23 protein-coding genes are annotated in these 24275 nt (G+C 69.3%); 6 read left to right on the forward strand and 17 right to left on the reverse strand.

Annotated elements, in window-relative coordinates:
* Positions 1-22 precede the first annotated feature (22 nt).
* From purL to grxD, 3 genes are read left to right on the forward strand one after another with little or no spacing between them, the layout of a single operon-like run.
* Positions 23-2230 (forward strand): phosphoribosylformylglycinamidine synthase subunit PurL, encoded by a 2208-nt coding sequence (gene purL / locus ACFHPP_RS17945; protein ID WP_437164608.1) that lies wholly within the window; start codon positions 23-25, stop codon positions 2228-2230.
* On the forward strand, positions 2230-2463 hold the full coding sequence (locus ACFHPP_RS17950; protein ID WP_430669235.1) for a BolA family protein: 234 nt from the start codon (positions 2230-2232) through the stop codon (positions 2461-2463). Before purL ends, ACFHPP_RS17950 begins: the two co-directional genes overlap by 1 nt.
* A 29-nt stretch (positions 2464-2492) precedes the next feature.
* Entirely contained in the window at positions 2493-2831 is a 339-nt protein-coding gene (grxD, locus tag ACFHPP_RS17955) for a Grx4 family monothiol glutaredoxin (protein WP_437164609.1), read from the forward strand.
* Between the two features lie 81 nt (positions 2832-2912).
* Here grxD and rpsD read toward each other — a convergent pair whose 3' ends face one another.
* Positions 2913-3530, reverse strand: a complete 618-nt coding sequence (gene rpsD / locus ACFHPP_RS17960; RefSeq protein ID WP_430669237.1) for a 30S ribosomal protein S4 — start codon at positions 3528-3530, stop codon at positions 2913-2915.
* 181 nt (positions 3531-3711) lie between these two features.
* On the opposite strand from rpsD, the gene ACFHPP_RS17965 reads away from it, so the two are divergent.
* The gene (locus ACFHPP_RS17965) at positions 3712-3957 is read left to right on the forward strand and encodes a hypothetical protein (RefSeq protein WP_437164610.1); all 246 of its coding nucleotides are present in this window, start codon (positions 3712-3714) and stop codon (positions 3955-3957) included.
* Here ACFHPP_RS17965 and ACFHPP_RS17970 read toward each other — a convergent pair.
* The 9 genes from ACFHPP_RS17970 to ACFHPP_RS18010 all read right to left on the reverse strand — a co-directional run bounded on the left by ACFHPP_RS17970 (position 3944) and on the right by ACFHPP_RS18010 (position 12919).
* Positions 3944-4915 carry a Bug family tripartite tricarboxylate transporter substrate binding protein gene (locus ACFHPP_RS17970; RefSeq protein ID WP_437164611.1) on the reverse strand — a complete coding sequence of 324 codons (972 nt, stop codon included), beginning with the start codon at positions 4913-4915 and terminating at the stop codon, positions 3944-3946. The genes ACFHPP_RS17965 and ACFHPP_RS17970 overlap by 14 nt on opposite strands.
* A gap of 2 nt (positions 4916-4917) precedes the next feature.
* Positions 4918-5778, reverse strand: coding sequence for an alpha/beta fold hydrolase (locus tag ACFHPP_RS17975; RefSeq protein ID WP_437164612.1), 861 nt, complete (start codon positions 5776-5778; stop codon positions 4918-4920).
* Positions 5775-6608 (reverse strand): RNA methyltransferase, encoded by an 834-nt coding sequence (locus ACFHPP_RS17980; protein WP_437164613.1) that lies wholly within the window; start codon positions 6606-6608, stop codon positions 5775-5777. Before ACFHPP_RS17980 ends, ACFHPP_RS17975 begins: the two co-directional genes overlap by 4 nt.
* Positions 6605-6985, reverse strand: a complete 381-nt coding sequence (copM, locus tag ACFHPP_RS17985) for a CopM family metallochaperone (protein ID WP_437164614.1) — start codon at positions 6983-6985, stop codon at positions 6605-6607. Before copM ends, ACFHPP_RS17980 begins: the two co-directional genes overlap by 4 nt.
* A gap of 67 nt (positions 6986-7052) precedes the next feature.
* Positions 7053-8447, reverse strand: coding sequence for a cysteine--tRNA ligase (cysS, locus tag ACFHPP_RS17990; RefSeq protein ID WP_437164615.1), 1395 nt, complete (start codon positions 8445-8447; stop codon positions 7053-7055).
* Between the two features lie 5 nt (positions 8448-8452).
* A complete protein-coding gene (gene gltX, locus ACFHPP_RS17995; RefSeq protein ID WP_437164616.1) occupies positions 8453-9787 on the reverse strand; it encodes a glutamate--tRNA ligase in 1335 nt (444 codons plus the stop codon).
* A gap of 90 nt (positions 9788-9877) precedes the next feature.
* Positions 9878-10294, reverse strand: a complete 417-nt coding sequence (locus ACFHPP_RS18000) for a hypothetical protein (RefSeq protein WP_437164617.1) — start codon at positions 10292-10294, stop codon at positions 9878-9880.
* Positions 10291-11955, reverse strand: a complete 1665-nt coding sequence (locus ACFHPP_RS18005; RefSeq protein WP_437164618.1) for an NAD+ synthase — start codon at positions 11953-11955, stop codon at positions 10291-10293. The genes ACFHPP_RS18000 and ACFHPP_RS18005 overlap by 4 nt, the downstream gene beginning before the upstream one ends.
* Before the next feature lie 34 nt (positions 11956-11989).
* On the reverse strand, positions 11990-12919 hold the full coding sequence (locus ACFHPP_RS18010; protein WP_437164619.1) for a DMT family transporter: 930 nt from the start codon (positions 12917-12919) through the stop codon (positions 11990-11992).
* A 57-nt stretch (positions 12920-12976) separates the two neighbouring features.
* On the opposite strand from ACFHPP_RS18010, the gene ACFHPP_RS18015 reads away from it, so the two are divergent.
* Positions 12977-14020 carry a 2OG-Fe(II) oxygenase gene (locus ACFHPP_RS18015; protein WP_437164620.1) on the forward strand — a complete coding sequence of 348 codons (1044 nt, stop codon included), beginning with the start codon at positions 12977-12979 and terminating at the stop codon, positions 14018-14020.
* Positions 14021-14023: 3 nt separating this feature from the next.
* On the opposite strand, the gene ACFHPP_RS18020 is transcribed toward ACFHPP_RS18015, so the two are convergent.
* The 6 genes from ACFHPP_RS18020 to glmU form a co-directional block, all read right to left on the reverse strand.
* A complete protein-coding gene (locus ACFHPP_RS18020) occupies positions 14024-15184 on the reverse strand; it encodes a nicotinate phosphoribosyltransferase (protein WP_437164621.1) in 1161 nt (386 codons plus the stop codon).
* A 5-nt stretch (positions 15185-15189) separates the two neighbouring features.
* Positions 15190-16572, reverse strand: a complete 1383-nt coding sequence (locus ACFHPP_RS18025) for a class II 3-deoxy-7-phosphoheptulonate synthase (protein ID WP_437164622.1) — start codon at positions 16570-16572, stop codon at positions 15190-15192.
* A 74-nt stretch (positions 16573-16646) separates the two neighbouring features.
* Entirely contained in the window at positions 16647-18035 is a 1389-nt protein-coding gene (gene gorA / locus ACFHPP_RS18030; RefSeq protein ID WP_437164623.1) for a glutathione-disulfide reductase, read from the reverse strand.
* A gap of 5 nt (positions 18036-18040) precedes the next feature.
* The gene (locus ACFHPP_RS18035; RefSeq protein WP_437164624.1) at positions 18041-19519 is read right to left on the reverse strand and encodes an NAD-dependent succinate-semialdehyde dehydrogenase; all 1479 of its coding nucleotides are present in this window, start codon (positions 19517-19519) and stop codon (positions 18041-18043) included.
* 70 nt (positions 19520-19589) lie between these two features.
* The gene (gene glmS / locus ACFHPP_RS18040) at positions 19590-21413 is read right to left on the reverse strand and encodes a glutamine--fructose-6-phosphate transaminase (isomerizing) (protein WP_437164625.1); all 1824 of its coding nucleotides are present in this window, start codon (positions 21411-21413) and stop codon (positions 19590-19592) included.
* Complete coding sequence (gene glmU, locus ACFHPP_RS18045; protein WP_437164626.1) at positions 21413-22723, reverse strand: bifunctional UDP-N-acetylglucosamine diphosphorylase/glucosamine-1-phosphate N-acetyltransferase GlmU; 1311 nt, start codon at positions 22721-22723, stop codon at positions 21413-21415. The genes glmS and glmU overlap by 1 nt, the downstream gene beginning before the upstream one ends.
* Positions 22724-22837: 114 nt before the next feature.
* Here glmU and gph point away from each other — a divergent pair, with 114 nt between their 5' ends.
* The gene (gene gph, locus ACFHPP_RS18050; protein ID WP_437164627.1) at positions 22838-23488 is read left to right on the forward strand and encodes a phosphoglycolate phosphatase; all 651 of its coding nucleotides are present in this window, start codon (positions 22838-22840) and stop codon (positions 23486-23488) included.
* On the opposite strand, the gene ACFHPP_RS18055 is transcribed toward gph, so the two are convergent.
* A complete protein-coding gene (locus ACFHPP_RS18055; protein ID WP_437164628.1) occupies positions 23462-24271 on the reverse strand; it encodes a DUF3108 domain-containing protein in 810 nt (269 codons plus the stop codon). The two genes, gph and ACFHPP_RS18055, sit on opposite strands and share 27 nt — an antisense overlap.
* Between the last annotated feature and the right edge of the window lie 4 nt (positions 24272-24275).

Raw genomic sequence — 24275 nt, forward strand, 5'->3', positions numbered from 1 at the left:
GGCCCCCGGAGCCCCCGACGCAATGCAGCTTTTGCCCGCCGACCGCGCCGCCCAACTTGCCGCCGAGTTCGGCCTGAAACCGGATGAGCATGCCCGCATGCTGTCCATTCTCGGGCGGTCGCCGTCCTTGACCGAGCTTGGCATCTTCTCCGTCATGTGGAGCGAGCACTGTTCCTATAAATCGTCCCGCATCTGGCTGAAGACTCTGCCGACCAAGGCACCCTGGGTCATCCACGGGCCCGGCGAGAATGCCGGGGTGATCGCCATCGGCGACGGGCTGGCCGCCATCTTCAAGATGGAGAGTCATAACCACCCGAGCTTCATCGAGCCCTACCAGGGCGCCGCCACCGGCGTCGGCGGCATCCTGCGGGATGTCTTCACCATGGGGGCGCGGCCGATCGCGAACCTCAACGCGCTGCGCTTCGGCGATCCCTCGGCGCCGCGGATGAAGCGGGTGATCGATGGCGTGGTGCGCGGCATCGGCGGCTACGGCAACTGCGTCGGCGTCCCGACCGTGGGTGGGGAGGTGAACTTCCACCCGGCCTACAACGGCAATCCCCTGGTCAATGCGATGACCGTCGGCATCGCGCCGGTTGACCGTATCTTCCTGTCCGCCGCGGCGGGCATCGGCAATCCGGTGGTCTATGTCGGCAGCAAGACCGGGCGCGACGGCATCCACGGTGCCACCATGGCCTCGGCCGAGTTTTCCGCCGACTCGGAGGAGAAGCGGCCCACCGTGCAGATTGGCGATCCCTTCACCGAGAAGCTGCTGATCGAGGCGTGCCTCGAGCTGATGGCGACCGATGCCATCGTCGCCATCCAGGACATGGGCGCGGCCGGCCTGACCAGCAGCAGCGTCGAGATGGCCAGCAAGGGTGGCATCGGCATCGAGCTGGAGATGGACCGCGTCCCGCAGCGCGAGGAGGGCATGACGGCGTATGAGATGATGCTGTCGGAATCCCAGGAACGCATGCTGATGATCCTGAAGCCCGGCGCCGAAGCCGCGGCAGAAGCCATCTTCCGCAAATGGGAACTGGATTTCGCCGTGATCGGCAACCTGACCGACACCGGCCGCATCGTCATCCGCCACCACGGCGTCATCGAGGCCGACATCCTGCTGGCCCCCCTGGAATCGGAAGCGCCGCTCTACCGCAGGCCGACCGTCGAGACGCCGAAGCAGCCCGTGCTGGATGCGGGCGCGATCGACGATCCGCTGGGCCCGCTCCCGGCCCTGGAAAAACTGGTCGGCAGCCTCGACCTCTGCTCCCGCCGCTGGATCTGGGACCAGTATGACAGCACCGTCGGCGGGCAGACCGTCCAGCGCCCCGGCGGCGCCGACGCGGCCGTGGTGAAGCTGGAGGGGCTGCGGCGGGCGCTGGCGATGACCACCGACTGCACGCCGCGCTACTGCCAGGCGGACCCGGAGGCCGGCGGCGCTCAGGCCGTGGCCGAAGCGTGGCGCAACCTGACCGCGCTGGGCGCCCGCCCGCTCGCCATTACGGACAACATGAACTTCGGAAACCCGGAAAAGCCGGAGATCATGGGCCAGTTCGCGGCCGCCGTGCGCGGCATGGGCGCGGCCTGCCTGGCGCTGGACTTCCCGGTCGTGAGCGGCAATGTCTCGCTCTACAACGAGACCCAGGGCCGCGGCATCCTGCCGACCCCCGCCATCGGCGGCGTCGGCGTTCTGGAGGATGCGGCGCAGGCCATCGGGCTGGCGCTGGCGCCTGGTCTCCACCTGGTGCTGGTCGGCGAGACCCGGGGCTGGCTTGGGCAATCCCTGTGGCTGCGCGAAATCCTGGGCCGGGAGGACGGCGCACCGCCGCCGGTCGATCTGCCCGCGGAGCGTCGCAACGGCGACTTCGTCCGGGCGCAGATCCTGGCCGGCCAGGTGGCGGCATGCCACGATCTCTCGGACGGAGGCCTTCTGGTCGCCGTGGCCGAAATGGCCATGGGCGGCGCCACCGGGGTCCGGTTGAGTTCTCCGCCGGAGGGCGTGTTCGCGCACGCCTGGTGGTTCGGCGAGGACCAGGCTCGATACCTGCTGGCTGTCACGGACGGCGCGGCGCTGCTGCACGCGGCTGCCGACGCCCATGTCCCGGCCAGGCTGGTCGGTCGCAGCGGTGGCGGGGACTTGGTTCTGGCCGATGGTTCCTCCATATCGGTGGCGAGGCTGGTCGCCGCCCATGAGGCGACGCTGCCAGCGCTGATGCAGGGGGAAGCTGCCTGATGGCGATGGATGCGGCGGAAATCACGGCCCTGATCAAGGCCGCACTGCCAGATGCCCAGGTGACGATCGAGGATCTGGCGGGCGATGGCGACCATTACGCCGCAACGGTCGTGTCCTCGGCGTTCAAGGGCATCAGCCGCGTGAAGCAGCACCAGATCGTCTATGCCGCCCTGCAGGGCCGAATGGGTGGTGCGTTGCACGCCCTGGCGCTGCAGACCTCCGCCCCCGATTGATGAACCCAACCGACCAGGGATCCACCGCCATGAGCAACCCCGTCTTCGACCGCATTCAGTCCGACATCGGCGCCAACCCGGTGGTGCTGTACATGAAGGGCACCCCGGTCTTCCCGCAATGCGGCTTCTCGGCCCGCGTCGTGCAGATCCTTTCGCACGTCGGCGTGCCCTTCAAGGGCGTGAACATCCTGGAGGACCAGGAGCTTCGCGAAGGGATCAAGGCCTATGCCAACTGGCCGACCATCCCGCAGCTGTATGTGAAGGGCGAGTTCGTCGGCGGCTGCGACATCATCACCGAGATGTTCCAGTCCGGCGAATTGCAGACGCTGCTTGAGGAGAATGGCGTGATGCCGAAGGCAACCGCCTGACGCCTCCGGCCGTTTTGGCCTGAAACGCAAAGCGCCGGCCCCTCGCGGGACCGGCGCTTTCTGCTGTCCGGCCTGGCCGGATCAGCGCGAGTAGAACTCGACGACCAGGTTCGGTTCCATCTGGACCGGGTACGGCACGTCGCTCAGCTTCGGCGCGCGCAGGATGCGGCCACGCATCGCGCGGTGGTCGATCTCGATGTATTCCGGGATGTCCCGCTCGCCGGACTGCGCGGCATCGAGCACGCAGGTCAGCTGCTTCGACTTGTCCTTCACCTCGATCACATCCGTGTCCTTCACCAGGTAGGACGGGATGTTGAGGCGGCGGCCGTTGATCAGCACGTGGCCGTGGTTGACGAACTGGCGCGCGGCGAAGGGCGTCACGGCCAGCTTCATGCGGTAGATGATGGTGTCGAGGCGCCGCTCCAGAATCTCGATCAGGTTCTCCGAGGTGTCGCCCTTCCGGCGCACGGCTTCCTCGTAGTACTTCCGGAACTGCTTCTCGCCGATGTTGCCGTAGTAGCCCTTCAGCTTCTGCTTCGCCATCAGCTGCACGCCGAAGTCGGTCGGCTTCTGCTTGCGGCGCTGGCCATGCTGGCCCGGGCCGTATTCGCGCTTCGCGATCGGCGACTTGGCGCGGCCCCAGAGGTTGACGCCGAGGCGGCGGTTGATCTTGTACTTGCTTTCTGCGCGCTTGGTCATGCGCTTCTCCTGCCCGGCACCCGCAAGGGGCGCCGGTTCTTGCTTGTGCCGGCACCCTTATGGGCATCGCGACGGGTTGTCCCGGTAGGCCCGAGGCCAGCATGGCCAAGGGCGGGCGCAGGCCCCGAAGGCCTGTCCGCGTTCCCGGAAGTGCGGCGCCTATAGGGCTGGCCAAGCCGCCTTGTCAAACCACCCGACCCTCCCCTACTCCGCCGGCATGGTGACACGCGAAGAGATCCTGATCCTGGGGCTGACGGCCGGCGTCGTCGGCAGCCTCGTTGGCGGCCTGATGCTGGGCGTGGGCCTGGGCCTCGCCATCGGCGGCCAGCATCTTGGCTGGTTGCTGGTGCTGCCGGCAGCGCCGGTGGCCGGCATGCTCGGCTATGTGCTGGCGCGCCGGCTGGCCCGGAAGCTTACTCCGCGCTGATCCCCGCCGAGGCGATCAGCCCGGCCTTGTAGGCGAGATCCTGCCGCAGGAAGGCGGCGGTCGCCTCGGGCGTCGCCGCATGGACGGTGTAGCCGGAGGGCGCGAGATGCCGGTCCCGCACCACCGGCTCCGCCATCGCGACCGCGATGTCCCGCTGGATGCGGCCGAGCAGCGCTGGCGGCGTCCCGGCCGGCGCGAAGGCGCCGAACCAGGTGCGCGGGTCGATGTATCCGAAGCCGGCCTCCTCAAGCGTCGGCACTTCCGGCAGCGCCTCGAACCGCGCGGGCCTGCCGACCGCGAGGGCGCGCAGGGTTCCGGCCCGGATATGCGTGGCGCCGGAGGCAATGCCCGCCAGCGTCATCTGGACCTCCCCGGCCAGGGCCGCCAGCACGGCCGGGGTGAGGCCGCGATAGGGCACATGCACCATCTCGATCCGCTCCCGCGCCATCAACGCGGCGAAGCAGAGATGCGGCTGGCTGGCATTGCCGTAGGAGCCGAAGTTGAACCGCCCCGGCGCGGCCCGCGCCGCCTCCACCAGTTCCGCCATGGTCCGGGCCCCGACGGAGGGATGCACCAGGACCATCTGGTGCACATCGACCAGCAGGCTGACCGGTGCGAGGTCCTTCATCGGATCATGCGGCAGGTTGCGGATCAGATGCGGGTTCGAGGTGATGGAGTTATCCGCCGTGATCAGCAGCGTGTGGCCATCGGGCGGTGCCTTGCACACGATGTCCGTGCCCGGCACGGTCGATCCACCGGGCCGGTTGTCCACCACCACGGGCTGGCGCCATACCACCTGCAGCCGGTCCGCCAGCGCCCGCGCCAGCGCATCCAGCCCGCCGCCCGGCGGGAAGGGCACGACGATGCGGACCTGGCGGCTCGGAAACTCCGCGGGCTGCGCACGAGCAAGCGCGGGCAGTGCCAGGGATGCGAGGACGGTCCGGCGTAGCAGGCGCATGCTCAGGCTCCCAGGAAATGCTTGCGAAGATGATCCTGCGTCCAGGCGGGTGCTTCAAGCTCGGGCAGATGGCCGACCTCCGCGGGCGTCAGGAACACCGCGTCACGGATCGCCGCGGCGATCGGCCTGCCGACCTCCGGCGGGTTGACCGCGTCATCGAGGCCCGTGATGGCCAGGGTCGGCGCCTGGATCTGCGGCGCGAAATCCTCGATCACGTCGACCCGGTCGGTGCAGCGCGCCGCCTGCATCAGCCCCCGCGGGTTGGTGGCGGCGACGACGCCCTGGACCAGCGCCCGGACCACGGCGCCCGCCATCGGAGAGACCAGCCTGGCGGATCGGGTGCGCGCCAGTGCCACGCCGCCCTGCGCGACGCTGTCCTGCCGCATGGCCAGCATTGCAGCCCGCCCCTCCGGGCCCTTCCAGCGCTGGCCGCGGGAGGTGCCGATCAGCGCCAGGCGCGCAACGCGGCCGGGGTGGCGTGCCGCCAGGCAGGCCCCGATCATGGAGCCGAAGGAAGATCCCGCCACGCAGACCGGCCCTTCGATGCCCAGCGCATCCAGCAGCGCCACCGCCGCATCGGCATAGGCTTCGGCGCCGGGCGCCTCGGCCGCAAAATAGTCGGACATCAGGTAGCCCGGGGCGTTCCAGGCGATCACGCGTGCCTGGGACGCCAGGCCCGCCAGGGTGAAGCGCCAGCCCATGCTGTTCGCGCCAATGCCATGCAGGCAGAGAATGGTGGTCGGTCCCTCGCCCGCCTCCATGTAGGTCAGCCGCGCCCCCTCCAGGCCGAGGACATCGGCATCGACCTCGCAGAACCGCAGGTCCGGCAGAGGTGGGATCGGCGTGCCGTCGGGGTGCATCATGCGCCATCCTCCTCATGCCAGGGCGGCGGCGGGTCCTCCGCCGGGAAGCGGCCGCGTTGCATGCGGCCGCGGGACAACTCCGTCACCACGCCATGCAGCGTCCGCAATTCCTGCTCCGTGACCTCGCCGCGCTCGAACCAGTGGCGCAGGTTGCGCACCATGCCCGGGCGCTTCGGCGGGTTGTGCAGAAAGCCGGCGGCATCGAGTTCGTCCACCAGCCGCCCGAGGAAACGCTCCAGGTCGCCCTTCGTGGCGACCGGCGTGCCGTTGGTCAGGAATTGCCGCGGCGGCGTGGCTTCCGCGGCCATCCACCACTCATAGGCCAGGATCATCACGGCCTGCGCCAGGTTCAGCGACGCATGCTGCGGGTTCAGCGGGTAGCGGACCAGGGTGTCGCAGTATGAGAGATCCTCCGCTTCCAGCCCCGCACGTTCCGGCCCGAACAGCACCGCGGCGCGCATTCCGCGGCCATTGATCTCCCGCAGGTCCATCGCGGCGGCCCGTGCATCGCGCAGCCGCACGATGGCATGGCGCGGCCGCGGGCAGGTTCCGAAGACCCGGTGGCAGTCTGCGACGGCGGTGGGCACATCCGGGAAGACCTGCGCCGCATCCAGGATGGCGTCGGCCCCCGAGGCGGCGGGATAGGCGTGCGGCTGCGGCCAGCCATCGCGCGGCGCCACCACCCGCAGGTGGAACAGCCCGCCATTCGCCATGGCGCGTGCCGTGGTGCCGATGTTCATGGCCATCTGCGGCCGGACCAGCACCACGATCGGGCTTTCGCCCGGCGCCGGGGTCAGCACCGCGCCGCCTTCCCCGCGCCCACCTGTCATGGTCGGGTGGGGACGCTGCGGGCGAGGAAGGCGCGCAGGCGGGCGATCTCGGTCTCCTGCGCCTGGATGATGTCCTCCGCCAGCTTCCGCATCTCCGGGTCGGTGCCGTGGCGCAGCTGGATGCGCGCCATCTCGATGGCGCCCTGGTGGTGCGGGATCATCCCGGCGGCGAAGTCACGGTCGGCATTGCCGGAGAAGGCGATGCCCATGTCGCGGTGCATGCGTTCGTTCGCCACCCGGAACTCCCGCGTGCTGGGGGGTTCGGCTGCGGCGCGTTGTGGGGTCGGCGCCGCGTGGTGCTGGTGATGCCCCTGCTGTGCCAAGGCGGGCGCGGCAAGCGCCAGGGACAGCGCGGTCACGAGGCTCAGGCGGGACATGTCGGTTCCTCCGGAAGTTGGTCCGGGCAGGACCATGGAACCTTCACCCGGGGGCAAGGCAAGTGGCTCAGGCACGACGCCAGGTGGTGCCCTGCGGCCCATCCTCCAGCAGGATGCCCTGCGCCGCGAGGTCCTGGCGGATGCGGTCGGCCTCCGCCCAGTCCTTCGCCTTCCGTGCGGCAAGCCGGGCTGCGATCGCGGCCTCGATCGCCGCAGCGTCTCCGGACTCGCCCCGGAACCAGGCCTCAGGTGCCTGGCCCAGTAGGCCCAGCAGGGACGCGCAGGCCAGGATGCGCCCCTTGAGGTGCGGCAGACCCGTGGTCTCGCCCCGCGCCAGCGCATCGTTCACGGCGGAGACCAGGTGATGCAGCGTCGCGAGCGCCAACGGCGTGTTCAGGTCATCCGCCAGCGCCTGCTCGAAGGGCGGCGATTCGACGGGATGCGGCGTGTCGCCTCCCTCGGCCTCTACCTCCTCCAGCTTCGACAGCGCGCGGTAGAACCGGTCGAGTTCACGTCGCGCCTCCTCCAGCCCTGGCTGGCCATAGTCCAATTCGCCCCGGTAATGCGTGCGCAGCAGCAACAGGCGGAAGGCCTCCCCGGCCCAGGGGCCGTGCGCCAGGATGTCCTGCACCGTCAGGAAATTCCCCGCGGATTTCGACATCTTCTCGCCGCCGACCAGCAGCATCCCGTTGTGCAGCCAGACCCGCGCGAAGTGGCTGCCCGGGTGCGCGCACAGCGATTGCGCCACCTCATTCTCGTGGTGCGGGAACATCAGGTCGGCGCCGCCGCCGTGGATGTCGAAATCCGGCCCGAGGTGCTTCGCGGACATGGCGGAGCATTCGATGTGCCAGCCCGGCCGCCCCCGGCCCCAGGGGCTGTCCCAGCCAGGCTGGTCCGGCGTCGAGGGCTTCCACAGCACGAAGTCGCCCGCCCCGCGCTTGTAGGGCGCCACCTCGACCCGTGCCCCGGCGAGCAGCTCGTCCGGCGAGCGGCCGGACAGCGCGCCATAGCCGGGGAAGCTGTCCACCGCAAACAGCACATGCCCCTCGGCCGCATAGGCGTGACCGTTCTCGATCAGCCGGCCGATCATCGCGATCATCTCCGGGATCGTGCCGGTCGCCGTCGGCTCCACATCCGGCGGCAGCACGCCGAGCGCCGCCATGTCCCGATGGAAATCGGCCGTTGTCCGCGAGGTCAGCGCCTCGATGCCTTCGCCGCTTTCGCGCGCGCGGTCGATGATCTTGTCCTCGATATCCGTGATGTTCCGCGCATAGGTCACCTGCGGAAACACCTTCCGCAGCAGGCGCACCAGCACGTCGAAGACCACGTTGGGGCGCGCATTGCCGAGATGCGCCAGGTCGTAGACCGTCGGGCCGCAGACATAGATGCGGACATGCTGGTCATCGATCGGCACGAACCGTTCCTTGCGGCGGGTCGCGCTGTTGTGGAAATGGAGGTCCATCGTGGTCAGCCTGCCGCGGCCTGGCGCAGGCGACGCAGCGCCCGGTCCCGGCCGATCAAGGGAAGAAAAGTCTTCAGGTCCGGGCCATGACCCTCGCCGGTCAGGGCGAGGCGGAGCGGCAGGAACAGCGCACGGCCCTTGCGGCCGCTGGCAGCGGCCAGCGTCGCGGTCCAGGCCGGCCAGGTCGCCTCGTCCCACGGCTCCGGCGGCAGCGTGTCCGCGGCCTGGCGCAGCAATTCGGCATCGGCGGCGTCGGCCTGCGGCAGGATGTCGCCCGACACCACCTCCCACCAGTCGCGTGCCTCGCGGAGCAGGTCGAGATTGCCGCGCACCGTCAGCCAGAACGTCTCATCGGCCGCATCCGGCAGGCGGTCGCGGACCGCCTCAAAGGGCAGCGCGTGCAGCCAGCGCCGGTTCAGGCCGAGCAATTGCTTGGTGTCGAACCGCGCCGAGGATTTGGAAACGCGCCCCAGGTCGAACCCGGCGACCAGATCCGCCGGCATTGCCGGGACCGGATCGGCCGAGGTGCCGAGCGCGGCCAAGTACCCCACCAGCGCCGCCGGCTCCACGCCATCACGCCGCAACTGGCGAAGCCCGACGCTGCCGGTTCGCTTGGACAGCGGCCCGCCATCGGCATCGGTCAGCAGCGGCAGGTGGGCGAAACGCAGCCGGTCCGGGTTGCCGCCGAGCGCCTTGAAGATGTCGACCTGGATGCCGGTGTTGGTTACATGATCCTCGCCCCGCACCACGTCGGTGATGCCGGTCTCCAGGTCGTCCACGACGGAGGTAAAGGTATAGAGAAAGCTGCCATCGGCCCGGATCAGCACCGGGTCCGACAGGCTGGGCAGCTTCACGCTGCGCCGCCCGAGCACGCCATCCTGCCATTCGACATGGCCGGCGGAGAGCTTGAACCGCCAATGCGGCGACTTGCCGTTGGCCTCCGCACGGGAAAGCTGGTCCGCCGTCATCCGCAGGGCCGCGCGGTCATACAGCGGCGGCTTGCCCTGGCGGATGCGCTGTTCGCGCTTGAAGGCGAGTTCCTCCTCCGTCTCCAGGCAGGGGTACAGGTGGCCGGAGGCCTTCAGCCTTGCAGCGGCAGCGGCGTACAGCTCCAGCCGGTCCGACTGCCGGATGAGCTCGTCCCAATCGAGGCCGAGCCAGCGCAAATCTTCCTCGATCGCCTGGGCAAATTCGGCGCGGGAGCGTGCGGTGTCGGTGTCATCCAGGCGCAGCAGGAAGCGGCCGCCCCGGTGCCGCGCGAGGCACCAGTTGGCGATGGCGATACGGGCATTGCCGACATGCAGCAGACCCGTGGGGGATGGGGCGAAGCGGAGTTTCATCAGGCGGGCACAGGAACGGCAAATGGCGGCACAAGGCAAGGCGTCGCGGACGATTAGGCGACCGGCGGGCGATGAAGGCGCCTTCCGGGGCTACTCTTCCTCCTCCGCCTCCTCGTCATCGGCATCCCGGCGTGGGTCGATGATGCGCCAGTTGCGCTCCTCCCGGTCCGTGGCGCGCCGGGCGGCGAAATCAGCGAGCTCCGTGGCGCTGCGCCAGGCCTCGTCGCCCGCGCCCACCACCTCGGCATCCTCGCCGAACATGCCCCAGGCTTCCATCACCGCCTTGGCGTCCATGCCGGAAGCCCGGCAGATATCGACGGAATCCCGCACGTAGCGGCGGGCGAAGGCATTGGCATGGGCAATGGTGCCGAAGCCGCGCACGACCTCGACAGGCTCGGACCCGTTGGCGCCGGACATGTCCATGATCCGGACCTCGAGGCCCGCCACCTGGCCCAGGACCTGCTTCGCGAAGATCGGGTCCTCGTCCTGCTCGTTCTCGTCGCTCATGTGACCAGCCCGGAAAAGCCGTTGGTCAAGGGATAGCGGCGGTCGCGGCCGAAGGCGCGCGGCGTGATCTTCACGCCCGGCGGAGCCTGGCGGCGCTTGTATTCGGCGCGGTCCAGCATGCGCCAGATGCGCAGCACCGTGGCGCGGTCGTGGCCTGCCGCCACCAGCGTATCCACATCCAGCTCCCGCTCCACCAGCCCCTCCAGGATCGCGTCCAGCACCTCGTACGGAGGCAGCGTGTCCTGATCGGTCTGGTCCGGCTTGAGTTCCGCGGAGGGCGGCTTGGTGATGACACGGTCCGGCATCACCAGGCCGGCCGGCCCCAGCGCGCCCTTCGGCAGGTTCTCGTTGCGCCAGCGGGACAGGGCGAAGACCGTCATCTTCCAGACGTCCTTCAGCACCGAATAGCCGCCACACATGTCGCCATACAGCGTGGCGTAGCCGGTGCTCATTTCGCTCTTGTTGCCGGTGGTCAGCAGCATGTCGCCGAACTTGTTGGACAGCGCCATCAGCGTCACGCCGCGCAGGCGGGATTGCAGGTTCTCCTCGGTCGTGTCGGGCGGGCGGTTGCCGAAGGCCGGTGCGAGCATCCCGGCCATGGCGTCCATGGCCGGGCCGATGGCGATGGTCTCGTACCGGATGCCCAGCAGGCGCGCGCAGGATTCGGCATCGTCCAGGCTGTCGCGGGAGGTATAGGGCGAGGGCATCATTACCGCCCGCACCCGGTCCGGCCCCAAGGCATCCGCCGCCACCGCCGCCGACAAGGCGCTGTCGATGCCGCCCGACAGGCCCAGCACCACGCCGGGGAAGCGGTTCTTGTCCACGTAGTCGCGCAGGCCGAGCATCATGGCGCGGTAGATCTGCTCCAGCGCCGGCGGCTCCGGCGGTACCGGGCTGGGTGCGCAGGCCCAACCGGCGGGGCCACGCGACCAGTCGGTAATCGCCACCTGCTCCTCGAACATCGGCATCTGCAGCGCCAGGCTGCGGTCGGCGTTCAGGACGAAGGAGGCGCCGTCGAACACCAACTCGTCCTGGCCGCAGATCTGGTTCAGGAACACGAAGGGCAGCCCCGTCTCCACCACCCGCGCCACCGCCAACTGCACCCGCGTGTCCTGCTTCGCGGCCTCGAAGGGCGATCCGTTGATGCTGATCAGCATCTCGGCGCCGCTTTCCAGCAGCGTCTCGCTGACCGAGGGAAACCACCAATCCTCGCAGATCATCAGGCCAAGGCGCACGCCGCGGAAGGCGACGGGGCCGGGTGCGGGGCCGGCGATGAAGACGCGCTTGTCGTCGAACACGCCGTAGTTCGGCAGTTCGTGCTTGGCGCGCCGGGCGAGGATGCGGCCACCCTCCAGCACGTACAGCGCATTGTGCAGCCGGTCGCCATCCAGCCAGGGGCCGCCCACCACCAGGCCCGGCCCGCCATCCGCGGTTTCCGCCGCCAATGCCTCGATCCGCTGCATGCAGGCGGCGATGAAGGCGGGCTTGAGGACCAGATCCTCCGGCGGATACCCGGCGATGGAGAATTCCGGTGTCACCAGCAGGTCCGCCCCGGCCGCCGCGGCATCGGCACGGGCGCGGCGGATGCGGTCCGCATTCGCGTCGAGCGCGCCCTCATGCGGGTTGATCTGGGCGAGCGCAATACGGAGACGGTCTGTCATGATGCGCGGAACCTAGGGACCACCCCTGGCAGGGTCAACGCGCCCGCGCACCGAAGCGGAACACGGACAGCATCATCCCCGCCGAAACCAGCGCCACGCCGGCGAGCCCGGCCAGCCCGAGCGGTTCGCCGAGCAGCGGCCAGGCGGCCAGGGCCGCCATGCCGGGAACCAGTGCCGTGACGGTGGTCGTCGCCGGCGCGCCAATGGCGGTGACGGCACGGGTGAACAGGAAGCCCGCCAGGATCGTCGCGACGACCCCCTGGTAGATCAGCTGGTACAGAAGGGCCCCGGGCGCCACCTCAGCGATGCTCGAAGGAAGCAGGAACCACCAGACCGGCAGGTAGATGGGCGCCGACCACAGGGCGACGGACAGGGTGGCCTCCACCGCGCTGATGCCCCAGAGCCGGATGAGCAGGGTGTAGATCGCCCAGGAACAGGACCCGGCCAGGAACAGCAGGTCGCCCCGCCAGGCGCCGGGATAGGCCCCGAAGGTATCGCTCGCCAGCAGCACCATCCCGGCCGCCACCACGGCGAGGGACAGGATCCGTGCGCGGGTCCAGCTTTCGCCGAGGAACGCCACGCCGAGTGCCGCGGTCAGGAAGGGCAGCGTTCCTGGCAGCATCACGCCACCATGGGAGGCCGGCGCGAAGCCGAAGCCGTGATAGGCGAATAGCGGAAAGCCGAACGCCGCGGTCGCCAGCACCGCCAGAAGACGCAGCGGCGGCAGCCGGGGCAGGCCGAAGACGGCGACCAGCGGAAGCGCGACCAGGAAGGCGCCGGCGTAGCGCAGTGCCGCCACATCCCACGCCGTCATGGCCTGTCCGGTCGACAGGCGCGAAGACAGCAGGAAGCCGGACCAGGCAAACAGGACGGCGATGGCACAGGCATAGCCGATCCGCCGCTCTCGCGACCAAGCCAGGCCGCGTGCCGGCGCCGTATCTGGGGAAGGCGCTTCGCCGGCCATGCGTTCCAGTCTAGACCTCACCACCTGACCTGCCCACCCGACGCCTGGGGAAATGCCATGACAGTGCCCGCCCCGTTCCGGACCGGTGACCTGTTGCCCGCGACACAGCTGCTCGATGCGGCGGGCCAAGCCTTCGATCTGCATCAGCAGAGCCTCGCTGGCCGGTTTCGCCTGATCCTTCTCGGCCCATCGCCGGACATCCGGCGGCTGCAGGCCGCGGAGACACGCGCCAAGGCGCGGGATGCGCGAGTCTTCATCGTGTCGCAGGGTTCACCGGATGGGGGTGAGCGGGTGGGGGGCGCGGTTCGTTTGTTCGACCCCAGCGGCAAGCTGTTCGTGGGCCTCGGGCTCCCCGAGGGCGGCGCCGCCGTCATCTCCCCGCGTGGTCAGTTGCATTTCTCGCAGACCGGATCATCGGCCCTCGAAGCGGCTCTCGATACCCTGCCGCCGCCCGCCTCCAGGGCTGCCGTCCATCGTGCGCTCGCGCCGGTGCTCCTGGTTCCCAACGTCCTGGAGCCACCGCTCGTCGCGGCGCTTCTGGCGCATTGGCAGGCCGGGGAAAAGTCGCAGGACCGAGTGGCCTCCGCCGCGGCAGGCGCGGGTGCCGGCGTCGGCCCGAGCATCAAGCGACGCACCGATGTGTTCCTGGACGACCGCAACCTGTACGCCGAGTTCCAACGCCGGCTGGAGCGCCGCGTCCTGCCGGAGATGTGGCGCGCCTTCCGCTTCCGTGCCGCCAGCTTCGAGGCACCGCGCATCGGCTGCTACGCCGCCGACGTCGCCGGCGCCTTCGGTGCCCACCGCGACAACCGCACGCCCTTCACGGCGCACCGGCGCTTCGCGATGAGCCTGAACCTGAACACCGGCGACTATCGCGGCGGCACCCTGCGCTTTCCCGAGTTCGGGCTGGATGAGTATGAACCCGGCACCGGCGGGTGCGCCGTGTTCTGCTGCGATCTGCTGCATGAGGCGCTGCCGGTCGTCGAAGGCCAGCGCTTCGCCATCTTCACCTTCTTCACCGATGCGGAAGGCGCCCAGCAGGAACGGAAGCTCATGGCCGAAGCCGCGGCGCGCGGACAGGCCGGGGTGGCGATGCGCTGAGCCCTATCCCTGGCCGCGCCGCCTGGACCCGTTGCGCAGCAGGAATTCGCGCCCGACCTTCACGCGGGGCACGCCGTCATAGGCGACGATGTCGGCCGTCGCATAGGTTTCGCTCCAGGCCTCCGGGATGAAGGAGCCGGTGCCCACGACATCGATGGGCGCCTTGGCCTCCGCCACCACCCGGCACTTGCCGACACCGAAGCCGGAGGAGACGACGATGCGGACCTTCGGGAAGCCGGCCTCGTCCAGCGCCTCCCGGATCCGCCAGATCGAGGCCGCCGAGACGCCGGTGCCGACCAGGTGCCGAAGTTCAGTCTCGCTGCGGTAGCGCCGGACGGCCTGCGGGGCATGGCGTTCAAGGACGGCGTAGGATTCGCCGGGGTCGAGCCCTTCCAGGAAGCGGCCGCCATGGGTGTCGAGCCGGACCGCCATCCGTCCGGCCGCGGCCAGTTCCGGGAAACGCTGGCAGACCGCCAGGCTGTCCGTGACCTCGCGCCCGAAATAGTCGACCAGCACCGTCAGGTCTTCCGCCGGGAACGTCTCGTGGAACATTTCCGCCGCGCGAACCGTGGAACCGGCATAGCCGATCAGGGCGTGCGGCATGGTGCCGCGTCCGCGGGTCGCGCCGAACCAGTGCGCGGTGGCGTCGTTGGCGTTGCCGATGAAGCCCTTGGCGCCTTCGCGCTGGGCGGCTGCGCTGCCGATGGCGGCGGCATAGGCCATCATCTCCTGCATCTCGGCCCCGGCGCAGTGCCGGGCCTCCATCGCCAGGAAGGGCACCGTCGGTAGTTCCAGGCACATCTGGTAGGCATTGTGCGCGGCAACGCAGGCCGGGCCGAGCTTCTGGAGCAGGATGGTCTCAAGGTCGGCCAATTGCGCGAACGAACCGGACAAGTAGAAGATCGGATCTCCGGCGCCGACCCAATCACCCTCCCGGTGCATCAGCTCGACGTCAAAGCTGGTGCCGCGGCGTGCCGCCACGGCATCGAGCCAGGTGGTTGCCAGGCCGGGCGCGGAGATGACCGGGCGCCGGAGGAACACCGCATAGGTGACGCGGCAGTCGCCGAACTGCTCGACGACCGCCCGGGTGCGGTTGAAGTAGCTGTCAGTCCAGGCGGCGATGCCATCCACCTCCGGCGGCAAGGCGCGACCCGGGGTGGGCATGGCTGTCACTGCGCCGCTCTCGCCGGCAGCACCGCGGCGCCAGGACGGCGCGCCTTCAACTCCTCCGAGATCAGGAAGGCGAGTTCCAGCGACTGTTCCGCGTTCAGGCGCGGGTCGCAGAAGGTCGCGTAGTTGCCGGCAAGATCGGCCTCCGTCATCCGATGCGCGCCACCGATGCATTCCGTCACGTTCTGCCCCGTCATCTCCACATGCACGCCGCCCGGAATGGTCCCGGCGGCGGCGTGGCAGTCGAAGAAGCGACGGATCTCGGACAGGATCGAGTCGAAGGTCCTGGTCTTGTAGTCCCCAGCCTTCACGGTGTTGCCGTGCATCGGGTCGCACAGCCAGACCACGTTGCGGCCGGCCCGCTTCACGGCGGACAGCAGGCCCGGCAGCTTGGCCTCGACCTTGTCCGCCCCCATGCGGGCGATCAGGGTCAGGCGGCCCTTCTCATTCGCCGGGTTCAGGATCTCGGTCAGGCGAACGAGTTCGTCCGCCTCCATCGAGGGTCCGACCTTCATGCCGATCGGATTGGCCACCCCGCGCAGGAATTCGACATGCGCGCCGTCCGGCTGGCGCGTGCGGTCCCCGATCCACAGGAAGTGGGCCGAGCAGGCGAAGTGCCGGCCGGGATGGGTGGAGGGCTGGCGGGTCAGCGCTTCCTCGAACGGCAGCAGCAGCGATTCGTGTGAGGTGTAGAACTCCGTCTCCCGCACCTGCGGCAGGTCGGACATGCCGCAGGCGCCCATGAAGCGCAGCGTCTCGTCGATCCGGTGCGCCAGCCCCTCATAGCGATCGGCAAGCGGGCTCCGCGCCGCGAAGTCCAGGTTCCAGCGGTGCACCTCCCGCAGGTCGGCGTAGCCACCGGTGGCGAAGGCGCGCAGCAGGTTCAGGGTCGAGGCCGCCTGAAGATAGGCGAACTCCATGCGCGCCGGGTCCGGGACCCGGGCCTCCGCCGTGAAATCAGGGCCATTGACGATGTCGCCGCGGTAGGATGGCAGCGTCACGCCCCCGATCGTCTCGCTGTCGCTGCTGCGCGGCTTGGCGAACTGGCCAGCCATGCGCCCGAGCTTCACCACCGGCAGCGCCGCCCCGAAAGTCAGCACGACCGCCATCTGCAGAAGCACGCGGAAGGTGTCGCGGATGGTGTTGGCGTGGAAATCGGCGAAGCTTTCCGCGCAGTCGCCCCCCTGGAGGACGAAGGCGTCGCCATCACCTGCACGCGCCAGCTGGGCCTTCAGCCGATCAGCCTCACCTGCAAAAACCAGGGGCGGAAATCGCCGGACCTTATCCTCGGTGGCCCGAAGCCGGGCCTGGTCGGGATAGTCCGGCACCTGCCGGATGGGCATCGCCCGCCAGCTATCCGGGGTCCACGCGCGCGCAATCATCTTGGTTCCTGCTCCACTCCTGGCGCCAAGCTTAGCGCCGGCGGCGGCTCAGGGAAACTCCATGCCGATTTGCGCTACTCCGCGGCCGCCTGGGCCGGTGGCAGCACGCCGGCCTCGCGCGCCCGGGTCCGCAACGTTACGAACTCCTCCGCCGCCGTCGGGTGGATGCCGATGGTGCGGTCGAAATCGGCCTTGGTCGCGCCCATGCCCACCGCAATGCCAATGCCCTGCATGATCTCCGCCGCATCCTCGCCCAGCATGTGGGCGCCGAGCACCCTGTCCGTCCTCTGGCAGACGATGAGCTTCATCAGCGTCCGCCGGCCCTTCCGGCCACTGATGCTATGGCGCATCGGGGTGAAGCGGGTGACGTAGACATCCACCGGACCACGTGCGGCCGCCTCCTCCTCCGAAAGCCCCACCGTCCCGATCGGCGGGTTGGTGAACACGGCGGTTGCGACGTTGTCGTAGGAGGCACGGCGCGGCTTGTTGCCGAACAGCGTATCGGCGAGCGCATGACCCGTGGCGGTCGCCATCGGCGTCAGGTTCACGCGGTCGATTACGTCACCCAAGGCGTAGATATGCGGCTGGCTGCTGCGATGTTCCTCATCCACCACGATGGCCCCTTCGGCCGTGGCTGTGACATCCACCTTGTCCAGCCCGAGCCCGCGGGTGTTCGGCAGGCGGCCGGTGCAGAAAAACACCGCATCGGCTTCGCGCATGAAGTTGTTGGACATGTTGACCATCAGATGACCATCCACCCGGGCGATCCGCGTCGGGGAGACATCCGGGTTCAGGTTGATGCCCTGGGTGGTCAGCGCCTCGACAACCTCGGCCCGCACATCGGCGTCGAAGCCCCGCAGCGGCAGGGCCGCCCGGTACATCACATCCACCTCCGCGCCCAGGCCATGCAGGATGCAGGCGAATTCAAGCGCGATGTAGCCACCGCCAATAATGATGACCCGCTTCGGCAGGGCGGGCAGCGTGAACAGGTCGTCCGAGATCAGGCCGAGCTCCGCGCCCGGAATATCCAGCCTCTGCGCCGTGCCGCCCGTGGCGATCAGGATCCGCTCGGCAGTGACGCGCTGGTCGCCCACCTGAAGCGTGTGGTCATCCAGGAAGGTGGCGCGGGCGTCGAAGGTGGTGACGCCGTTGCCCTTCAGCAGCCGGCCATAGATGCCGGAAAGCCGCTCGATCTCGGCGTTGCGGCGTTGTGCCAGGCGTGCCCAGTCGTGGCCCTTGACCTCGATGTCCCAGCCGAAGGCGGCGGCGTCTTCCGCCCACTGCCCGTATTCCGTGGCGTTCACCATGATCTTCTTCGGCACGCAGCCGACATTGACGCAGGTGCCGCCCCAGAACCGTTCCTCCGCCACCGCGACGCGCGCGCCGTGGCCGGCCGAGATGCGCGCGCAGCGAACGCCGGCGGAGCCGCCGCCGATGACGAAAAGGTCGAAGTCGTAGGCCATGGGTATCAGGTTCCGATGCCGCCGAGGGCGAGGTACTTGATCTCGAGGTAGTCCTCGATCCCGTATTTGGAACCTTCCCGGCCAAGCCCGCTCTGCTTGACGCCACCGAAGGGTGCGACCTCGGTCGAGATGATGCCCTCGTTGATCCCGATGATGCCGGCCTCGATCGCCTCCGCCACGCGGAAGATGCGACCGATGTCGCGGGCGTAGAAATAGGCGGCGAGGCCGAATTCGCTGTCGTTGGCGAGCCCGATCGCCTCCTCCTCCGTCCGGAACCGGAACAGCGGCGCGACGGGGCCGAAGGTCTCCTCGCGGAACACCTGGGCGCCATGCGGCACGTCGGTCAGGATGGTCGGCTCGAAGAAGTTGCCGCCGCGGGCATGGCGCTTGCCACCCGTCAGGATACTGGCACCCTTGGCCGTGGCGTCGGCGATGTGTTCCTCCACCTTCTTCACGGCATCGGCGTTGATGAGCGGCCCCTGCGTGACGCCGGGTTCCATCCCGTCGCCCACCTTCAGCGCCTCCACGGCCATCTTCAGCTTCTGCGCGAAGGCCTCGAAGACCCCATCCTGGACCAGGATGCGGTTGGCGCAGACGCAGGTCTGGCCGGTGTTGCGGTACTTCGAGGCCATGGCCCCCTGCACCGCCGCATCCAGATCCGCGTCGTCGAACACGATGAAGGGCGCGTTGCCGCCCAGTTCCATCGAGGTCTTCTTGATGGTCGGCGCGCATTGCGCCAGCAGGGTCCGGCCCACTTCCGTCGACCCGGTGAAGGTCAGCTTGCGGACCAGCGGGTTCGAGGTCAGCTCGCCGCCCGTCTCCCGCGACGGCCCGGTGATGACGTTGCAGACGCCGGGCGGCATGCCGGCGCGTTCCGCCAGCACCGCCAGCGCCAGGGCCGAGAAGGGGGTCTGCGACGCCGGACGGATGACGCCCGTGCAGCCCGCGGCCCAGCCTGGCCCCGCCTTCCGGGTGATCATGGCCGCCGGGAAGTTCCAGGGCGTGATGGCGGCGAAGACGCCGATCGGCTCCTTCATCACCAGGATCCGGCGGCCCTTGGCGTTCTGCGGGATCGTATCGCCATAGATGCGCTTGGCTTCCTCGGCGAACCATTCGATGAAGGACGCGGCATAGGCGATTTCGCCCTTGGACTCCGCCAGGGGCTTGCCCTGCTCGGCCGTCATGATCGCGGCTAGGTCGTCCGTATTGGCCAGCATCAGGTCGTTCAGCCGGCGCAGGATCGCGGCCCGATCCTTCGCCAGCATCGCCCGCCAACCTGCGAAGGCCGCCTGCGCCGCCTCGATGGCGCGCCGCGTCTCGGCGGCGCCCATGGCGGGGACTTCACCTATCACTTCGCCGGTGGACGGATTGCGGACGGAAATGGTCTTGCCGCCATCCGCCTGGACCCACTTCCCACCGACGCAATTCGCCTGGCGGAACAGGTCGGGGTCCTTCAGCGGCAGCTTGGTCATGGCATCCAGCATGTCGGCTTTCCTTCCCTCGGGTCCGGGGAAGATAGAGTGCCGCACTGCCGATGTCAGGCCTGCCGGTGAGTCACTCCACGGTCACGCTCTTGGCCAGGTTGCGGGGCTGGTCCACGTCGGTGCCCTTCAGCACCGCCACATGATAGGCCAGGACCTGCACCGGGATGGCGTGCAGGATCGGCGCGGCGAAGGGGTGTACCGTCGGCAGTTCGATCACCCGTTCGGAGAAGCCGCGCAAGGCCTTTGCCCCCACGGCATCCGTGAAGGCCATGATGCGCCCGCCGCGGGCCGCGGCCTCCTGCAGGTTCGACGCCGTCTTTTCGAACAACGGGCCGCTCGGGCACAGCGCGATCACCGGCACGGCGTTGTCGATCAGGGCGATCGGGCCATGCTTCATCTCGCCCGCCGCATAGCCTTCGGCGTGGATGTAGGACAGCTCCTTCAACTTCAGCGCGCCCTCCATGGCAATCGGCATCAGCGCCCCACGCCCGAGGAACAGTACGTCCCGGGCCTTGGCGACTTCCGCCGCCATGGCGCGGATCTCCTCGTCCTTCTCCAGGATCTGCGCAGCATGGCCCGGTACTTCGGTCAGCGTCGTCGCAAGCAGCCTGGCCGTTGCTTCGTCCAGCGTTCCGCGGGCGCGGCCGAAGCCGATGGCGAGGCAGGCCAGAAGCGCCAACTGGGCCGTGAACGCCTTGGTGGAGGCGACGCCGATCTCCGGCCCCGCAACGGTCAGAAGTGCGCCGTCGCTTTCCCGCGCCATGCTGCTTTCCGGCACGTTGACCAGCGACAGCACCTTCTGCCCACCGGCGCGCAGCAGACGAAGGGCGGCCATGGTGTCCGCCGTCTCGCCCGACTGCGAGACCAGGATGGCGCCTCCGCCCTCGACCCAGGGCGGCTCTCGGTAGCGCAGCTCACTCGCCACGTCGGCATCGACCGGAATGCGCGCCAGCTGCTCGATCCAGTACCGCCCGACCTGGGCTGCGAGGAAGGCACTGCCGCAGGCGGACATCGTCAGGCGCGGCACAACGGCCGGGTCGAAGGGCAGCGGCGGCAGGGCGACGGCGCGCGTGCCTGGATCCAGGTACTGCTGCAGCGTGTCGCCGAGCACCGCCGGATGCTCGTGCAGTTCCTTCTCCATGAAGTGCCGGAAATTGCCCTTGCCGACGGCGGCGCCGGAGATGGAGGTCAGCCGCACCTGGCGCTGCACCGGCTGGTCCGCCGCATCGAAAAACGCGGCGTCGGTTTCCGACACAACCGCCCAGTCGCCTTCTTCAAGATAGGCGATGCGCCGGGTCAGCGGCGCCAGGGCCAGCGCGTCGGAGCCGACGAACATCTCGCCGTCGCCAAACCCGATGGCCAGCGGTGCGCCCTGCCGGGCTGCGATCAGCATGCGGGGGTGCCCCGCGAACATCATGGCCAGGGCGAAGGCGCCGTGCACACGCCGCAGGGCCGCCGAGGCCGCCTCCTTCGGGGAGGCGCCCTGCTGCAGGTGCCAGTCGACCAGCCGGGCGAAGGTCTCGGTGTCCGTCTCCGTCTCGAAGGTCTGGCCCTTGGCCTCCAGCTCCGCCCGCAGCTCGGCATGGTTCTCGATGATGCCGTTGTGGACGACGCTGACGCGGGAGGTTCCGTGCGGATGGGCATTGCGTTCGACCGGCGCGCCATGGGTGGCCCAGCGCGTGTGGCCGATGCCGGTCGTGCCTTCCAGCGGCGTGCGGTCCAGCACGTTGGCCAGGTTGAACAGCTTGCCCTCGGCGCGTCGCCGCTCGATGTGGCCATTCACCAGCGTCGCCACACCGGCGCTGTCATAGCCCCGATACTCGAGGCGGCGCAGCGCCTCCAGCAACCGCGGCGCCGCCGCTTCACGTCCAACGACCCCGACAATGCCGCACATCAGGCCTTCACTCCCTTCCCGCGAAAGCCACGACCAGGCTTGTTGACCTGACGGCCGCGCGCGATGCCCATCGCGTCATCCGGCACGTCCTCGGTGACCACGCTGCCCGCCGCCACCAGAGCCCGGGCACCGACCCGCACCGGTGCCACCAGCGCCGTGTCCGAACCGATGAAGGCGCCAGGGCCGATTTCGGTCCGATGCTTGTTCACGCCGTCGTAGTTGCAGGTGATGGTTCCGGCGCCGATATTCGCCCCCGCGCCAATGACGGCATCGCCGAGGTAGCTGAGGTGGTTCGCCTTCGCGCCTTCCCCCAGCACGGCCGCCTTCAGTTCCACGAAATTGCCGACATGGGCCCGTCGTTCGATGATGGTACCCGTGCGCAGCCGGGCGAAGGGGCCGATGACCGCACCTTCACGCACCACGCAGCCTTCCAGGTGGCTGAATGCCCGGATCTCGACACCGTCCTCGACCACGACGCCAGGGCCGAAGACCACCTGGGGGCCGATGGTGACATCCCGGCCCAGCCGCGTGTCATGGCAGAAGACGACGCTGTCGGGCTGGATCAGCGTTGCACCCGCCATCATGGCCTGCCGCCGCAGCCCGTCCTGCACCGTCGCCTCCGCCACCGCCAACTCGACGCGGCTGTTGATGCCGCGGAGTTCGGCCTCCGGCGCCTCCACCGCGCGCACCTGCAACCCGGCTGCACGCGCGAGAGCGACAACATCGGTCAGATAGTATTCGCCCTTCGAATTGTCGTTGCCGATGGCCCGCAGCCAGGTGAACAAATGCGATGCGGGGGCGCAGAGAACGCCGGCATTGCAGAGGCCGGCCTGGCGTTCCGCGGCATCTGCATCCGCCCATTCCACCACCCGTTCGACATTGCCGTCACCATCCGTCAGCACCCGCCCGTAATGCCCAGGGTCGGCCGGCCGCATGGCGACCAGCGCCAGCCCCGCCTCCCGCCGCGCCGCGACGAGCCGGCGCAGGGTATCGACGGTGATCAAAGGGTTGTCCGCGTAGAGAACCGCAACGTCGCCCGGAAAGTCCTGCAGCCGTTCGGCCGCCTGCAGGGCCGCATGGCCGGTACCCAGCCGTTCGGTCTGTACCACGACAGGATGCGGAAGGGCGGCCTTCTCCAGGGCCGGCATATCCGGCCCGATCACGATCACCAGGTGATCGAACACCTCCCGGGCGGCCGCCAGCAGGTGCTGGAGCATCGGTCGGCCTGCGATGGGATGCAGGGCCTTGGGTAGGCTCGACCGCATGCGCGTCCCGAGGCCGGCGGCAAGTATGATGGCAGCATGACTCATGCCCCCCGGTAGTCCCTCCCCCGCATGCGCCGCAAGCCGGTGGCGGGTCACGTCCCGTTGCGTGGCGTAACGAGGGCGCCTTGCCCGACCCGCCGCGGCATCCTATCGGGAACCATGCAAAGCACGGCCATCTTCGACCTCGACGGCACGCTGGTCGACAGCGCGCCAGACCTGCACGCGGCGCTCGACCGCCTGATGGCGGCTCGCGGCCTGCCTGGCTTTCGCCGTGCGGACGTCGTCGCCATGATCGGGGATGGGGCGAAGGTCCTGGTCGAACGCGCCCTGGCGGCGCGGGGCACCACGTTCGAGGAGGAGGCGCTCGATGCCTTCCTGCTGGACTATGGCGCCAACGCGGCGGTCGAGACGGCGCCCTTCGAGGGTATCGTGCAGGTCCTGGACGCCCTGCGCTCGGCCGGCTGGCGGCTCGCCGTCTGCACCAACAAGCCGGTCGAGCCGGCCCTGACCTTGTTGCGCGCACTGGGTTTGGCCGACCACTTCGCCGCCATCGGAGGGGGTGATTCCTATCCGACCCGGAAGCCGGACCCGGCACACCTGCTGGCGACCCTGCGTGACGCCGGTGGCGACGTGTCGCGAGCGGTGATGATCGGCGATCACCACAACGACATGGCCGCGGCGCGCGGCGCCGGTGTCCAGGCCATCTTCGCCGGCTGGGGCTATGGACCGCTTGCCATGGCTGGCACCGCGCCGGTTTCGACGCGGCCATCCGACCTGCCGGCGCTACTGGCGCCATTCGGCGAGGGTTGAGGCCTCGGCCCGTAACAACACCGCGGTCGCGGTGCCGAACCAGCGGCTGGCCATTTCGATCCGCACCGGAATGGGCGGCGCGCCCGGATAGGGCGCCGCGATCCAGGCCGTGCCGCGCTGCGGGGCCGCGGCGCGGTCCCTGGGCTGGTCGCGCAGGAAACCGGCGAGCAGTCGCGACTCGAAATGGCAGCGCAGGGCCTGGCCATGCCAGGCGGCGCGCCAGGGTCGGATGAGATCCTGCTGGACCGTGCTGCTGAGAAAGATGCTGCGCCGCCGCCCGTCGAAGACCGGGGCCTGTCCCTCGCAGTGGCCACTCCCGGCCACCGTCCGTGACAGCAGCGCCATGGCCGAAAGGGCATCGATGGTGCCCCGCCGCGCCTCCTGCGGCACCGGCTCGCGATTTTCCTCATCCGCCGGCTCCAGCCTGCGGACCACGGGATCCCCGCCCTCCCAGCCCAGCGAGATGAGGCGGGCCTGGCCGCGCCAGGTGCCCTGCGAGTGGAAGGCCTCGGGGCGTGCCACGGCACCGGCCCAGGCGCCCGAGACCCGGGACACCTGCTCGCCGGACACGAAACTGGCCGCGATGCCCTGGGTCCGCAGACGCGTCTCGATTCGGTACCCCGTGGCCGAGATGTCGAAGACGGCCTCCACCTGCAGGATCGTCATGCCGGCGGCGTAGACCTCGTAGACCGCGCGCACAGGCTGAGCGGAAGCCGCTGACGGCGACAGGCCGGACATCAGGATGGAGGCCAGGAGTCCAGTGCTGATCGCAGTGCTGCGCATCACT

Source organism: Falsiroseomonas sp. E2-1-a20, from assembly GCF_051433195.1.
GTDB lineage: Bacteria > Pseudomonadota > Alphaproteobacteria > Acetobacterales > Acetobacteraceae > Falsiroseomonas.